The 15,440-nt window shown below is 52.9% G+C and carries 12 protein-coding genes and 1 other RNA gene; 10 read left to right on the top strand and 3 right to left on the bottom strand.

Translation table 11 applies throughout. From position 1 onward, the window contains the following. Nucleotide 1 precedes the first annotated feature (1 nt). Both CKO12_RS10190 and gshB read right to left on the bottom strand, forming a co-directional pair. Nucleotides 2–868, bottom strand: a complete 867-nt coding sequence (locus CKO12_RS10190; protein WP_200154638.1) for a TonB family protein — start codon at nucleotides 866–868, stop codon at nucleotides 2–4. Beyond that, entirely contained in the window at nucleotides 865–1,842 is a 978-nt protein-coding gene (gshB, locus tag CKO12_RS10185) for a glutathione synthase (RefSeq protein WP_200154637.1), read from the bottom strand. Before gshB ends, CKO12_RS10190 begins: the two co-directional genes overlap by 4 nt. Nucleotides 1,843–2,207: 365 nt before the next feature. On the opposite strand from gshB, the gene pufB reads away from it, so the two are divergent. The 5 genes from pufB to ffs all read left to right on the top strand — a co-directional run bounded on the left by pufB (nucleotide 2,208) and on the right by ffs (nucleotide 5,322). Beyond that, nucleotides 2,208–2,354 (top strand): light-harvesting antenna LH1, beta subunit, encoded by a 147-nt coding sequence (gene pufB, locus CKO12_RS10180; protein WP_105072690.1) that lies wholly within the window; start codon nucleotides 2,208–2,210, stop codon nucleotides 2,352–2,354. 27 nt (nucleotides 2,355–2,381) lie between these two features. Further along, on the top strand, nucleotides 2,382–2,624 hold the full coding sequence (gene pufA, locus CKO12_RS10175; protein ID WP_200154636.1) for a light-harvesting antenna LH1, alpha subunit: 243 nt from the start codon (nucleotides 2,382–2,384) through the stop codon (nucleotides 2,622–2,624). A gap of 217 nt (nucleotides 2,625–2,841) precedes the next feature. Beyond that, a complete protein-coding gene (locus CKO12_RS10170) occupies nucleotides 2,842–3,831 on the top strand; it encodes an aspartate carbamoyltransferase catalytic subunit (protein ID WP_200154635.1) in 990 nt (329 codons plus the stop codon). Nucleotides 3,832–3,851: 20 nt separating this feature from the next. Further along, nucleotides 3,852–5,144: a YfiM family lipoprotein gene (locus tag CKO12_RS10165; RefSeq protein WP_200154634.1), complete on the top strand. Its 1,293-nt coding sequence runs from the start codon at nucleotides 3,852–3,854 to the stop codon at nucleotides 5,142–5,144. An 81-nt stretch (nucleotides 5,145–5,225) separates the two neighbouring features. Further along, nucleotides 5,226–5,322, top strand: an RNA gene (gene ffs, locus CKO12_RS10160) — signal recognition particle sRNA small type. 56 nt (nucleotides 5,323–5,378) lie between these two features. Here ffs and hemH read toward each other — a convergent pair. Continuing rightward, nucleotides 5,379–6,482 (bottom strand): ferrochelatase, encoded by a 1,104-nt coding sequence (gene hemH / locus CKO12_RS10155; RefSeq protein ID WP_200154633.1) that lies wholly within the window; start codon nucleotides 6,480–6,482, stop codon nucleotides 5,379–5,381. Nucleotides 6,483–6,642: 160 nt separating this feature from the next. Between hemH and CKO12_RS10150 the strand changes: the two genes are divergently transcribed. From CKO12_RS10150 to CKO12_RS10130, 5 genes are all read left to right on the top strand, one after another. Continuing rightward, entirely contained in the window at nucleotides 6,643–6,930 is a 288-nt protein-coding gene (locus CKO12_RS10150) for a FeoA family protein (protein ID WP_200154632.1), read from the top strand. Next, the gene (gene feoB / locus CKO12_RS10145; RefSeq protein WP_200154631.1) at nucleotides 6,927–9,248 is read left to right on the top strand and encodes a Fe(2+) transporter permease subunit FeoB; all 2,322 of its coding nucleotides are present in this window, start codon (nucleotides 6,927–6,929) and stop codon (nucleotides 9,246–9,248) included. The genes CKO12_RS10150 and feoB overlap by 4 nt, the downstream gene beginning before the upstream one ends. A 100-nt stretch (nucleotides 9,249–9,348) precedes the next feature. Further along, the gene (locus CKO12_RS10140; protein WP_200154630.1) at nucleotides 9,349–11,973 is read left to right on the top strand and encodes a Cache 3/Cache 2 fusion domain-containing protein; all 2,625 of its coding nucleotides are present in this window, start codon (nucleotides 9,349–9,351) and stop codon (nucleotides 11,971–11,973) included. A gap of 216 nt (nucleotides 11,974–12,189) precedes the next feature. Next, entirely contained in the window at nucleotides 12,190–14,337 is a 2,148-nt protein-coding gene (locus CKO12_RS10135) for a methyl-accepting chemotaxis protein (RefSeq protein ID WP_200154629.1), read from the top strand. Between the two features lie 126 nt (nucleotides 14,338–14,463). Further along, on the top strand, nucleotides 14,464–15,276 hold the full coding sequence (locus CKO12_RS10130; protein WP_242466295.1) for a biotin--[acetyl-CoA-carboxylase] ligase: 813 nt from the start codon (nucleotides 14,464–14,466) through the stop codon (nucleotides 15,274–15,276). The last annotated feature ends 164 nt before the right edge of the window (nucleotides 15,277–15,440 follow it).

Here is a 15,440-nt window from a genome sequence, read left to right as displayed (position 1 = left end):
GTCACGGCGGGGCGCTCGCTTCCCACCCCAACACGCCCCCGCGTCGAAATTGCCAAGTACGGATGATGTCAATCACGTCAGTCTCCGCTGCAATATCGGGCGGAAACGCGGCATAAGGAGCAGCCAGTTTGACGATGTCCCGCGCTGCTTGATCCAGCAGCGGTACACCTGAAGACCGCACCACGCTGATGGTGTCCACGCTGCCATCCGCCCGAATCGCCACATGCAGAATCAAATTGCCAGACAGGTGCTGCTCTTTGGCGATTGGCGGGTAATTCAGATTCCCGATGCGTTCCACCTTCCGCGCCCAAGCGCCCAAATAATTGGCATAGCGAAATTCGCGGGTGCTGGCGCTGATGGCGTGCCGTCGCACCCGTCGCGCCTGTTCTCGCAGTTGTGTGTCTTGCGCCCGATTGAACTGTTCCAGCGCGACATCTTGACTGGCGAGAATTTGCGCGGCAGTGAGCGCCGGTGCAGTGGGCAGCGCCAGCGGATCAGGTTCTGGCTCTGGCGGCGCGATGACTGCCAACGGTGGCGGTGCTGGTGGAGCGGGACGAGGTGCTGGCGTGATGCGCGGCGCTGGCGCGGGTGGCGCACGAGATGCGGCTGGCGCGGGAGGTGGCGGTTTGACGATCACTGGCGGCGCGGGCGCAGTACCCGTTTGGGTGTGAGCGGCCAGCACGGACGGTGTGACAGCAACTGCCGGTGCTGGCGGTGGCGCAGCCAGCAAGACCACTTCAAGCGCCGCTTCGGGCGGGATGGGACGCGCTGGTGGTGCCAACCGCACCGTGATCATAACGAGCAGATGCAGTGCGGTGGCGGTGAGTAGGGCGATGACAAAAGATTGGGAAGGAGCGGGCGCGGTCACGGTTTTTGAGTGGCGGTCGCACGATGTTGAGCGATGCAGTCCATCAAGTCAGCGGCGATGTCGAGACCAAACGCGGCGTCGATCTCGCGGATGCAGGTGGGGCTGGTGATGTTGATTTCGGTGAGGAAGTCGCCGATGACGTCCAAGCCGGCAAATAAAATGCCGCGAGCGCGTAATTCGGGGCCGACTTGGGCGGCGATCCAGCGATCTCGTGCGGTCAACGGTTGCGCCCGTCCGCTGCCGCCGGCGGCGAGATTGCCGCGTGTTTCGCCCGGTGCTGGTAGACGAGCGAGACAATATGGCACTGGTTCGCCGTCAATCAGCAAGATGCGTTTATCGCCGGCGCTGATCTCAGGGATAAAGCGTTGTGCCATGCAGAACCGTTGCCCGTGCGCGGTGAGAGTTTCGATGATGACGCTGAGATTGGGATCCGCTGGCGGGACGCGAAATATCGACGCGCCGCCCATGCCGTCAAGCGGTTTGAGGATGATGTCTTGATGTGCGGCATAAAAGGCGCGGAGGTCGCTGGCGCGGCGACTGATGAGCGTGGGCGGGATGCACTGCGGAAAAGCGGTGGTGAAGACCTTTTCGTTGGCGTCACGCAGGCTGCGGGGGTCGTTGACGATGAGACAACCCTCATGCTGGGCGCGTTCGAGCAGGTAGGTGGTGACGATGTATTCCATGTCGAACGGCGGGTCTTTGCGCATCAAGACGGCATCAAGTGTCGCCAGCGGGCGGGTTTCATCGCGTCCGAAGTGATACCAACTGTTGGGATCGTCGCTCACGGTCAGCTCGCGCCGCCGAGCGATGACGCAGTTGTCGTGCAGGGCAAGATCGGCGGTTTCCAGATACCACAGCGTCCAGCCCCGGCGCTGCGCGGCAAGCAGCATGGCAAAGGTGCTGTCTTTTTTGATGTTGATGGTGTGGATGGGGTCCATCAGCACGCCGAGTTGAAATGAAGATGTCGTTGTCATGGCGATGGTTAGTTGGCTAAACGAGATATGATGATCGCCGCTGCGCGATCTGGATTGAATGCAGCGCGAGTGTAAATAAAACTTGACACCCACCGCTGTCAGGCTAGACTAACACCCATGCGCTGTTGACGTGTTGCAGTTCACTGAAGATTGCAGTTGACCAGCCAAAAGTATTATTGATTGTTTTCGGACTTACCGAAAATTAAGTGGTGTTTTTAGATTGGCGCTCGTGCTAATCAACGTTTTAGGAAATTCGGCGCAGTTAAGCGTCAAGGACTTGGGTTGAGTCTCGTTGCATCAACCAAGTGTGGATCAATCCACCTAGTCGGGTTTGATTAGGTTCTTTAGAACAGAGGATTAAGTCAATGGCAGAAGCAGCAAAGAATTTGTCGGGTTTGACTGACGCACAAGCAAAAGAATTCCATGAGCATTGGAAACATGGTACTTGGAGCTGGGTGATGATCGCATGTGCAGTGCATGTGGTCACTTGGGTTTATCAACCTTGGTTCTAAACTTTTAATTTTCTCAGGAGATTTTCAATGCAAGTACCTGTTATGTTGGCCGATCCGTCCATTGCCGCTCCTAACCATCCTGAAGAGGATTGGAAAATCTGGACCGTCATCAATCCAGCCACTTGGATGGTTCCTTTCTTCGGTATTTTGTTTGTACAGATGTGGATGATTCACAGCTACGCACTGGCTCTGCCAGGCTACGGTTTCAAAGATTCCGTTCGCGCTGCGCCAGCTGCTATCGTTGCACCTGCTGTGACGCAAGCTCAGTAAGATCAGCGGTTTTTCGTTAGCTAACCGCTAACAGGCGGGTGATGCGCGTTGCGAAAGCAACCGCGTCACCCGCCTGTTTTTTTGCGCCTCACCTTCGCAAACCCTCCGCGCTGTATTTGTTTCTTGCTGTTGCCTGTGCGCGTTGATTCAATTTCTTCGCCATCCATAATTCATCATTCACTCCAACGATTTTATTCAGTGTGTTCAGTCAAGCCGCATGAATCTATCCGCACCGCCACCCATTTCCCAACTCGATGCCCAAGGTCATCTCAAGCACTTTTTGACGCTGGATGGGTTATCGCCCGCGCTGTTGACCGACATTCTCGATCAAGCCGAGGGCTTTCTCGGCGTCGCGCAACAAGCAGTCAAAAAGGTGCCGCTGTGTCGCGGCAAGGTCGTTGCGAATCTCTTTTTTGAGAACAGCACCCGCACCCGCACCACCTTTGAACTGGCCGCCAAACGCCTGTCCGCGGACGTGCTCAATCTCAACATTTCCACCTCCGCCACCGCCAAAGGCGAAACCCTGTTGGACACGTTGCGCAATTTGGAAGCGATGCACGTTGATATGTTCGTGGTGCGTCATGCCACCAGCGGCGCAGCGCACTTCATCGCCACTCATGCCGCGCCCCACGTCAGCATCATCAACGCCGGCGACGGTCGCCATGCCCACCCCACGCAGGCGATGTTGGATGTGTTCACCATTCGCCGTCACAAGCCCGACTTCACCACGCTGCGCGTTGCCATCGTCGGCGATATTGTGCATTCCCGCGTTGCCCGCTCGCAGATGCTGGCGCTGACCGCGTTGGGAGTGCCGGAAATTCACGTCATCGCCCCGCGCACGCTGATGCCCGCGCAGGTGGAAACGGCGTTTGGCGTGCGGGTTTTTCACGATCTCCGCGCTGGCATAGAAGACGCCGATGTGGTCATCCTGTTGCGCATTCAACGCGAGCGCATGAACAGCGCCCTGTTGCCGAGTGAGCATGAGTATTTTCATCTGTTTGGGTTGACAGAGACGCGATTGGAAGCGGCTCGCCCTGATGTGTTGGTGATGCACCCCGGCCCGATCAATCGCGGGGTGGAAATGGATTCTCACGTCGCCGACGGCCCGCATTCTGTGATTCTCGAACAAGTCAGCAACGGTATCGCGGTGCGCATGGCGATTATGTCGATGTGTTTGGGGACGCAAAATCTGCACAGCGCAGCGTAAAATCGCCGCTGTTTTGCATAATGATCCTCACAAATCCGCTTTCTTTACCTTGGATTGATTCCATGCGCCGCGTGCTGATGACTCTTGGCTGGCTGCTGACGTTGCTGATCGTCGCCGTATTAACCCTTGGCGGCTTACTGCTTTTGGATAGTGAACCTGTGGTTGAGCAGGATTTGGCAATCACCAGCGCCGAACAGGCATGGGCTAAAAAATGGTTGGCAAATAATCCGCCCCGCCGCAAGCGCCCCGGTGAATTGGTGACGCTGACTTTGACTGAGCGCCAAACCACGCTCGTCGCCAATGAATTGCTCAAGCATGTTGGACAAGGGCGGGTGCGGGTGCAGCTCCACGATCAACGCGCCGAGGTCACGCTGTCGCTGGCGCTGCCGTGGGACCCCAGCGGCAGTTTCGTCAACGTGCTGTTTGATCTGGTGAGCAATGGCGCGATGCCGAAGGTGGACAATGCCCGCCTCGCCGGTTTGCCAATCCCAGATGTGCTGGTGCAAACGCTGGCAGATCGAACTTTGGCGGCGGTGGAGAGCACGCAGGCACTGCAACAACTGCTTCTGCATCGGGATCATTTGGAAGTGCGTTATTACTGGCGACCGGATTTATTGGAACGCATCGGCAGCGGGTTTATTGCCAATGCTGAGTTGCCGTTGCTGCTGCATTACCAACGCGAATTGAGCCAATTGTTAGCTCCGCTGCGGCGCGGGCGTGCCGTCACGTTAGCGGAGTTGCTGGCGCATCTGTTGACGACCGCTGCCGAGCAGCCGTTGGGCACGGACCCGGTGGCAGAAAATCGGGCGGTGATTTTAGTGTTGGCGGCATACGTCAACGGTCATCCGATCCGCGATCCGGCAGATACCACCGTCAAACGTTTGCCGTATGCCCATCCGGTGCTGCTGCGCGGTCGCCAAGATTTAGGACAACACTTTATGACCTCGGCGGCGTTGTTGACGCAGGGCGGCGATACCTTGTCGGGGCTGGTGGGCTGGTACAAAGAATTGTCTGATGCTAACGGCGGCAGTGGTTTTAGTTTTGCGGATATGGCTGCCAATCGGGCGGGCATTCGGTTAGCGCAGCGGGCAACGCTCACTCCGCTGACTGCCAGCGAGATGCAACAACGGGCGCGGAGTGGCTTGGTTGATGATGATTTCATGCCGACGTTGGATGGGTTGCCAGAAGGCATGGATCAGCAAACGTTTAGCACCAGCTTTGGCGCACAAAATAATGCCGATTATCAACGGATGATCGCGTTAATTGATCGGCGGATTAACGCCGCTCGCTTATTTCAGGTCACGCCGAAGTAGGTTTGTGTTCACTGACCTGCTTTGTTACCCTGCGTCGCACCCAGCCAGACCGCGTTCTGACTGCGGCGTTATGGTGGCTGGCGTCGGTCCCCTCGCAACGCAAAATCGTGAACCCGGTCAGGCCCGGAAGGGAGCAGCCGCAGCGATTGACGTGTGTGCCGGGGTGTGGCTGGCGTCAGTTGCCGCCCCCACCACCCGCGCAACTTCAGTCTCCAGCGCGTTTTACCGCCGCTTTTATTGCTCCGCTCCCCGTGCCAACGCCCGCGTCTGCCGTTGCGCCAATTCAGCAGCGGTCATTGAACCTGTCAATTCTGGCCAGCCGCAAGCGTGTTGCGCCACTAATTCCGCCAACAGTTCAATATGTTCTGCTGCCGCATTTAAGCAGGGAATATAGCTATAACGCTCACCACCGGCAGCTAAAAAGCGTTGGCGATTTTCGGCATCAATTTCCTCAATCGTTTCTAAACAATCTGCGGAAAAGCCCGGCGAGAGCACCTGCACCGATTTAATTCCCGCTGCCGCCCATTCATGCAGCGTGTGATCGGTATATGGACGCAACCATTCTTGTTTACCCAGCCGCGATTGAAATGCTAAAAACCAGCGTTCCGGTGCTAATCCCAATTGCTCAATAACCAACCGCGCTGTTTTTTGGCATTGGCAATAATACGGATCACCTAAATCAAAGTATTTTTGCGGAATACCGTGAAATGAAAACAGCAGCCGCTCCGGTTCGCCATGCGTATCCCAATGACGGCGAATACTCGCCGCTAATGCCTGAATATACGCAGGATGATCGTGATAATTGTTAATAAAGCGCAATTCCGGCAGCCAGCGCCAGCGTTGCAATTCAGTCGTCACTGCATCAAAAACGGCAGCAGTGGTGGAGCTGGAATACTGCGGATATAACGGAAAAACTAAAATCCGTCGCGCATTGGCTTGGCGCAATTCCGTTAATGCTGTCGCAATGGCGGGCTTGCCGTAGCGCATTCCTAAAGCAACTTTAATGGCACCGGAATGATATTTCTCATTTAAGCGCAATTGCAATGCCGCCGCCTGCTGCTGCGCAATGACTAATAATGGCGAACCTTCCGCTGTCCATACCGATTGATACACTTCAGCAGAATGCGCCGGGCGGGTGCGCAAAATCACCCCGTGCAAAATTAACCACCACGGCAGCCGCGCCATCTCCACCACCCGCCGATCCCACAAAAATTCCGCCAGATAACGGCGCACATCCGCCACGCTCGGACTGTTTGGCGTGCCCAGATTCGCCAACAAAATCCCCAAGCATTCCGGTTGATCGTGGCGGTAATGCGGCGTGTTGATAAAAGCAGACATGATGCAAATTCTCAGAGCTAGAAAGTCACACATTGTCAGCGGCCAGCACCAAAACACAATCGCTGCGCGTTTCCTGCCGCAACCCCGCGCAGTTCAGGTTATTCTCACCCTTGGTTCAGCAGTTCATCATTGACTTATTTCGTTAATCGCACCTCGCATCATGCCGCACTCAACCGCACTCATTCGCTTGTCAGAATTACCTCACGATACCCCGGCGCAATTGACCGAAATTCACGGCGGTCATCATCTCATTCGCCGCCTGTTGGCCTTGGGTTTGCGCCAAGGCAGCGTGCTGCACATCGTGCAGCGGCGCGGGCAAGGCTTGGTACTTGCCACCGGCGCAGCGCGGATCGCCGTCGGCGCGGGCATTGCCGATAAATTGTGGGTCACGCCGCAGGAGATCGCGCCCGCCGCGTTGCCCGCCGTGACTGCGGAGGACGTGCCATGACCCGCGCTGCTCCCGCCACCGCTGCTGCCGTCCCGCGTCCGTTAACGGTCGCGCTCGGCGGCAATCCCAATTGCGGCAAATCCGCTTTATTTAATGCGCTCACCGGCATCCGCCAAACCACCGGCAACTGGCCCGGCGTCACGGTGGAACGCAAAGAAGGCGCGTTAGAACTCGACGGTCGCGCCGTGCGCGTGATTGATTTACCGGGCATTTATTCGCTCGACGCCAGCTCGCTCGATGAACTCGTCACCCGCGATTATTTGCTCAGTCGTGATGCCGACGTGATCGTCAACGTGCTCGACGCCGGCAATTTGGAGCGCAATCTCTATTTGACGGTGCAATTGCTGGAAATGGGAATGCCGATTGTGGTGGCGCTCAACATGATGGATGTCGCCCGCAAGCGCGGCATTGAGATTGAGATCGCGCAACTCGCCACCGCCTTGGGATGTCCGGTGGTGCCAGTGGTGGCAGTCACCAAAGAAGGCTTGACCGAATTGCAGGCGCGACTGTTGGCGGTCGCCGAAGGGCGCGAAGCTGGCGGCACGGCGCTGGAGCATGGCGATTGTGTGGAGACCGTGATCGCCGACTTGTTGCCGCTGTTGCCGGAAGTGCCGCAACGGGCAACGGCGCGGTGGCTGGCGCTGAAATTGCTAGAAGCCGATCCGTTAGCCGAGCAAGCGGTGAGTGCAGCAGCGCGGGCGCGGGCAGCGACGGGGCGCTTTCAAATTGCTGAACGGGCGGGAGAAGATGCCGATTTGCACATTGCCGACACCCGTTACGGTCACGCCCACACCTTGTTTCAGCAGGTAGTCCGACAAGCGCACCGCGTCGGGCGCACGACCAGCGACCGCATTGATCGGGTCGTGTTGAGCCGCTGGTTTGGCATTCCGCTGTTTTTATTGATGATTTATTTGATGTTCATGTTCACGATGAACATCGGCGGCGCATTCATTGATTTTTTTGATCTCGCCGGACAAGCCCTGCTGGTTGACGGCTTGGGCGAAGTGCTGGGCGACTTCGGGGCACCAGAGTGGTTGATTCTGATTGTGGCGACCGGCATCGGTGGCGGCTTGCAAGTCGTCGGGACGTTCATTCCGATTATTGCCAGTCTTTACATCGTGTTATCCATTTTGGAAGACAGCGGCTACATGGCGCGAGCCGCGTTCGTGATGGATCGCTTTATGCGTTCGATTGGGCTGCCGGGCAAAGCCTTTGTGCCGTTGATTGTCGGTTTTGGCTGCAACGTGCCGGCAGTGATGGCGACCCGCACCTTGGAAAGTGAGCGCGAGCGCAAGCTGACGATTTTGATGAATCCGTTTATGTCTTGCGGAGCGCGGCTGCCGGTGTACGCGCTATTTGCGGCGGCATTCTTTCCGCACTCCGGGCAAAACTTGGTCTTTGCGCTGTATCTCACCGGCATCGCGGTGGCGATTCTGTCGGGATTGGCGATGAAACACACGCTGCTGCAAGGTGACAGTTCGGGGCTGTTGATGGAATTGCCGCCCTATCACCTGCCGACATTCAAAGGCGTGCTGCTGCGCACTTGGGATCGGGTCAAGCTGTTTTTGCGCGAGGCCGGCAAGGTGATTGTCGTGATGGTGCTGGCGCTCAACCTGTTGGCGACCATCGGCAGCGACGGCAGTTTGAATAACGCGCACGAAGATCAATCCATTCTCGCCGCAGTGAGTCGCGCCGCCACGCCGTTATTTGCGCCGCTTGGCATTCGTGAAGACAACTGGCCAGCGGTGCTCGGCGTGTTTTCCGGGGTTTTAGCCAAGGAAGTGATCGTCGGTACGCTGGACTCGCTCTATGGACGACTGGCGGCCGAAACTGCGCCGCCTGTCGCGCCAGAACCCTTTGATTTATGGCGTGATTTAGCGGCAGCGGCTGGCGCGGTGGGCGCTAATTTTGCCGCGCTGGGAGCGCGATTGGTTGACCCGCTGGGATTAAACGTTGGCGATCTCAGCACTGCCGAGGTCGCAGCGGCAGAGCAAGGCGTGCAAACCGGCACCTTTGGCGCGATGGCAGCGCGGTTTGATGGACAAGCGGGCGCATTCGCTTACCTATTGTTTGTCTTACTGTATTTCCCCTGCGTCGCCACCATCGGCGCCATCGTGCGCGAAGCGGGACTGGCATGGGCAATGTTTGTCGGCGCGTGGACAACGAGCATCGCCTTTTTAACGGCCACAATTTTTTATCAAACTGCAATTTTCGCCCGCGATCCGTTCACAGCGAGCTGGTGGATTGGCGGCGGGCTGGCGCTGTTTAGCAGCGTTTTAATTGGATTGCGATTATGGGCAGCGCGAGCACCACAATGAGCGGCGTGTTTTTTTCACACGACTTGCGAATGTTCAATTTCAACTGCCGCATAATGAGATAAGAATTACAAATTTTGTGAATTGATGATGGGGACAGTACATGACTCACCAAGCGATCACCCGCTCGCTGGCATTCAAATTAGCAGCCACCGTATTTGCGGTCACGGCAACTTTATTATTAACCCTAGCATGGGGTTTGGGCAGTTATACCCGCGCTCTTTTAGAACGCAATGGCATTGAACAACTCCAACAGCAAACAGAATTAGTGATGCGGATGGTGGCGAGTTATGACGGCGCATTGCAACAAGAAGCGCAGCGGTTATCGCATTTATTTGCAGCACAGTTTTCTGCGCCATTTGCACTTGATGAACGTCGCACCATTCAGGTTGGCGCACAGGAAGTGCCGATTTTGCGCAGCGGCGAGCGCGTGCTGAATCTCGATTTAAGCATAGTCGATACGTTTACTGCGCAAACCGGCGCAGTAGCGACCATCTTTGTGCAACACGGTGATGATTTTGTGCGCGTCGCCACTTCCTTAAAAAATGCGGAAGGGCAACGCGCATTAGGAACCGCACTTGGCAATACGCATCCCGGTTATTCCCAATTACGCGCCGGTCAACCGTATCTTGGTAAAGCAACGTTATTCGGGCGGGATTATCTCACCAGTTATCAGCCCGTAATAGTCGCTGGCAAAGTGATTGGATTGCTCTTTATTGGCGTTGATTTTACTGAAGGCTTAACCGCACTTAAACAGCAAATTCGGGCGCTGAAAATTGGAGAAAGCGGTTATTTTTATGTGCTGGATGCCAAACCCGGTGCGCAATACGGCACACTATTAGTACATCCCGCCAAAGAAGGTCACAACATTGCCGAAACAAAAGATGCTGATGGGCGGCTATTTATCCGCGACATGCTCGAACAAAAAAATGGCGTGATTCAATATCCTTGGCTTAACACCGAATTAAACGAAACCACACCGCGCTTAAAAATTGCCGCCTACCGTCATTATGCCAATTGGAACTGGGTGATTGGCGGCGGCGCGTATTTAGAAGAATTTTCACGGGCGGCGGTGAATCTGTATTACACCGTATTAGCAGCGTCCGCACTCTTATTGCTGGTGATTGGCGGCTTGCTATTAGCAGTCACGCGCCAAATGGTTGCTGTGCCACTGCTCAATGTTGTGCAAATTTTTACGAAAATCGGCAATGGTGATTACAGCAATCGCATTGAAAGCAATCGCCGGGATGAAATTGGCACGCTATTGCGGGCGCTGGACACAATGCAACACAACCTTGATGAACGCACTACAACTGAACAAGCTGCTGCGAATACGATGCGCCGGATTACCAGTGCCTTAGATAAAGCCTCCACCAGCATGATGGTTGCTGATCAAGAAGGCACCCTGATTTATGTAAATACGGCATTTACGCAGATGATGCAGATTGCAGAAGAAGATTTGCGCCGCGATTTACCTAATTTTACGGCTGCTGACTTATTGGGGCGCGGTTTAACTGATTTCCACCGTCATCCCGAACATCAGCGCCACTTACTCAGGGATTTGCACCAAACTTATAACACGCTAATGACTGCCAGCGGGCGGCATTTTCGCTTAATTGCTAATCCCGTATTTAATGATGAAGGTGAGCGATTAGGTACGGTAGTTGAATGGTTAGATCGTACTGCTGAAGTTGCTGCCGAGCAGGAATTGGAAACGTTATTAGCAGCAGTGGCGCAAGGTGATTTTAGTCAGCGCCTCAATTTGGAAGGAAAACAAGGCTTTTTCCGTGATCTTGCGCTGGGCATGAATCGCTTAACGGAAATTATGGCGCAGGTACTCAATGATTTAGCGCATGTCTTAAAAGCCTTGGCACAAGCAGATTTAACCCAAACCATTCAATCTCATTATCAGGGGCGCTTTGATGATATTAAAACTGATACGAATATCACTGTCGAACGCTTGCGTGTTTTAGTAGGGCAAATTCGTACTGCGACGGGTTCAATTAACACGGCTGCTACTGAAATCGCTGCCGGCAATGCCGATTTATCCACGCGCACAGAGGAACAAGCGACCAGTTTAGAAAAAACCGCCCGTTCAATGGTTGAATTTAGCAATTCAATTCAACAAACTGCGGATAACGCCAATCATGCCCGTAATTTAGCCAGCAGTGCGAATGCACAAGCGTTGGCAGGCGGGCAATTAGTGCAGCGGGTAGTGGCAACAATGAATGCAATTCAAGTGGCTAGTCAAAACATTGCCGACATCATTGGCGTGATTGACGGAATTGCGTTTCAAACGAATATCTTGGCATTAAATGCGGCGGTGGAAGCAGCGCGGGCGGGAGAACAAGGGCGCGGCTTTGCAGTGGTGGCAGCAGAAGTGCGTCAGTTGGCGCAGCGTTCTGCAAATGCTGCAAAAGAAATTAAAGGGTTAATTGGTGATTCGGTAACTCGCGTTGATGCTGGTGTGCATTTAGTGCAGGACACGGGACAAACAATGGCGATGATTGTCGATTCTTTTCAACAAGTCACCGCTTTAATTGCTGAAATTGCTGATGCTAGTCGGGAACAAGGCGCGAGAGTGGGACAAGTGACAGAAGCCATTGCGCAAATGGATGACACCACGCAGCGCAATGCGGCATTGGTAGAACAGGCAGCGGCAGCAGCAGAAAGTTTAGAAGATCAGGCATTGGAATTACAAAAAACGATGGCAGTGTTTCGCGTTTAGCTTCAGTATTGCATGATAACGCACATTGCGCTGACGGAAACACTGATTGGATGTTAAATTGAGCAGGTTAATTCAATGATGATTGACCATCTATGCCACAAGTCAATCAGTGTTTTTAAGTTTTATTAGAGACTAATCACAATGTTGCGGCGTCATCGAGCAGTAGGATTATCATCTAAACTATTATTCATTATGATGATAATGAGTTTTGTCACCATGACAGTGTTTTTAATGTACACCTATCAAGAACAAAAACGCGCTATTCTTGATGGCATTGATGCCAAACTTTTAGCTAGTGCTGAAGGAGCGCGGTTGGTAGGCGATAATTATCACAATCAACCGATGCAACCGGATACGATCACAGCGGAAGTGTATCAGGCATTTATTGAACGGTTATCCGTTTTTGCGGAACAAGCGAACGTCGTTTATGTATATCTACTCATCGAAAAAGATGAGAGAATTTTGTTTACTGCGTCGAGTTATACTAAAGAAGAGAAAGAAACGGGAGAATTAACCAATTTTTTTGATGCTTACGATGACGCCAGCGATGGTTTGAAAGCGACCTTTGCCGAACATAAAATGCACTACGATCAATACAGCGACCAGTGGGGTGAATTCCGTTCTGTCTTTGTTCCCGCAACCTCGAGTGCTGGCATTGATTACGTTATTGGCGTTGATATATCGTTAGCAGGAATTGACGACATGTTAATGGCAACTTTGTTTAATCGTATACTGATTGCTGCCCTACTGTTTGTTATAGGAACAATTGTTTTATTAGTTGTCACCCAGCGCATGGTAGCGCAACCGCTGCTGCAAGTTGTACATATTTTTACACAAATCGGCAATGGCGATTACAGCAAGCGCATTGAAAGCAAGCGCCGGGATGAAATTGGCACGCTATTGCGGGCGCTGGACGCAATGCAACACAACCTTGATGAACGGACTAAAATTGAACAAGCTGCTGCGAACACAATGCGCCGGATTACCAGTGCCTTAGATAAAGCCTCCACCAGCATGATGGTTGCCGATCAAGAAGGCACCTTGATTTATGTGAATGCAGCATTTACGCAGATGATGCAGATTGCAGAAGAAGATTTGCGGCACGATTTACCTAATTTTAATGCCAGCGATTTAGTGGGACGCGGTTTAAGTGATTTCCACCATCATCCCGAACATCAGCGCCGCTTACTCAAAGATTTGCATCAAACTTATAGTACGCCAATGACTGCCAGCGGGCGGCATTTTCGCTTAATTGCTAATCCCGTATTTAATGATGAAGGTGAGCGATTAGGCACGGTGGTTGAATGGTTAGATCGTACTGCTGAAGTTGCTGCCGAGCAGGAATTGGAAACGTTATTAGCAGCAGTGGCGCAAGGTGATTTTAGTCAACGTCTCAATTTGGAAGGAAAACAGGGCTTTTTCCGTGATCTTGCGCTGGGCATGAATCGCTTAACGGAAATTATGGCGCAGGTACTCAATGATTTAGCGCATGTCTTAAAAGCCTTGGCACAAGCAGATTTAACCCAAACCATTCAATCTCATTATCAAGGGCGCTTTGATGATATTAAAACTGATACAAATATCACTGTCGAACGCTTGCGCGTTTTAGTAGGGCAAATTCGTGTTGCGACGGGTTCAATTAACACGGCTGCTACTGAAATCGCCGCCGGTAATGCCGATTTATCCACGCGCACAGAGGAACAAGCGACCAGTTTAGAAAAAACCGCCCGTTCAATGGTTGAATTTAGCAATTCAATTCAACAAACTGCGAATAACGCTAATCATGCCCGTGATTTAGCCAGCAGTGCGAATACGCAAGCGTTGGCAGGCGGGCAATTAGTGCAGCGGGTAGTGGCAACAATGAATGCAATTCAAGTGGCTAGTCAAAACATTGCCGACATCATTGGCGTGATTGACGGAATTGCGTTTCAAACGAATATCTTGGCATTAAATGCGGCGGTGGAAGCAGCGCGGGCGGGAGAACAAGGGCGCGGCTTTGCAGTGGTGGCGGCAGAAGTGCGTCAGTTGGCGCAGCGTTCTGCAAATGCTGCAAAAGAAATTAAAGGGTTAATTGGTGATTCGGTAACTCGCGTTGATGCTGGTGTGCATTTAGTGCAGGACACGGGGCAAACAATGGCGATGATTGTCGATTCTTTTCAACAAGTCACCGCTTTAATTGCTGAAATTGCTGATGCTAGTCGGGAACAAGGCGCGAGAGTGGGACAAGTGACAGAAACCATTGCACACATGGATGATACCACGCAGCGCAATGCGGCATTGGTAGAACAGGCAGCAGCGGCAGCAGAAAGTTTAGAAGATCAGGCATTGGAATTACAAAAAACGGTGGCAGTGTTTCGCGTTTAGCTTCAGTATTGAAGGGCAATAATTATTGAAATCTGATTAAAAACCTTATTGTTATGGTTTTAATTAAAAAGTTAAATTTTACCATGATAAAATCTATGCTATATGGTATTTAAGCGGCGTTGTTTTATGTCACAATCACCACATGAACACCTGAGTGCTGATCGTATTAAAAATGCAATGTCTGCAACTGGACGTATAGCACTTCACCATCTTGATATTTATGAACAACTCGATTCAACCAATAGCGAATTACAGCGCCAAGCCGCTGCCGGCGCACCGTCTGGAACCGCTTGTCTTGCCGATTGCCAAACCGCTGGACGCGGGCGACGTGGGCACGTCTGGCACTCACCGCCGGCAGTAAATCTTTATTTATCATTGCTATGGCGTTACCCATTACCACCCGCCGCTCTCGGTGGCACCAGCTTGGCAGTGGGCGCAGTGGTCGCCGAAGTGTTGCAAGCCGCAGGTGGAATTGATCTCCATTTGAAATGGCCGAATGACGTGCTGTGGCGCGGACGCAAAGTAGCGGGATTGTTATTAGAAGTTGGTGGTCATTCACAGGGATCAAGTTATTTAATTGTTGGCGTCGGCTTAAATGTCCACATGACTGCTACTTTAAGTAATGAGATTGCACAACCTTGGGCAGCGTTGGCAGATGCAATTAGCGAGCGCCCATTGAGCCGCAATCAATTGGCTGGACAATTATTAGATGCGCTCATCACTGCTTTAGAATGTTATGGACGCGAAGGTGTTGCGCCATTTCTTGCACGCTGGCGACAATTTGATGCTTGGATAGGGCATCCCGTGCAATTGATATGCGCCAATCAAATCGTTAACGGCATTCATAGTGGTATTGCGGAGGACGGCGCATTGCAATTAAATACTGCCAGTGGTATGCGCACATTTCATGCCGGTGAAGTGAGTTTACGCAAACAATAACGCGCATACAACATCACTGTTTTTAATCCATATAGTCTAGGAGTTACGCAGTTGCGAACAAGCCATACAATGGTGCTGATAAATAAAATCGCACGGCACTGCGCACGATCTTATTTTTTGCTTCCATAATGCTTATTCCAGTTCGATAGAAGTAGCGTTCCAAA

Source organism: Chromatium okenii (assembly GCF_016583745.1).
GTDB classification, from domain to species: domain Bacteria; phylum Pseudomonadota; class Gammaproteobacteria; order Chromatiales; family Chromatiaceae; genus Chromatium; species Chromatium okenii.
This window is presented reverse-complemented; position numbering and strand designations above follow the sequence as displayed.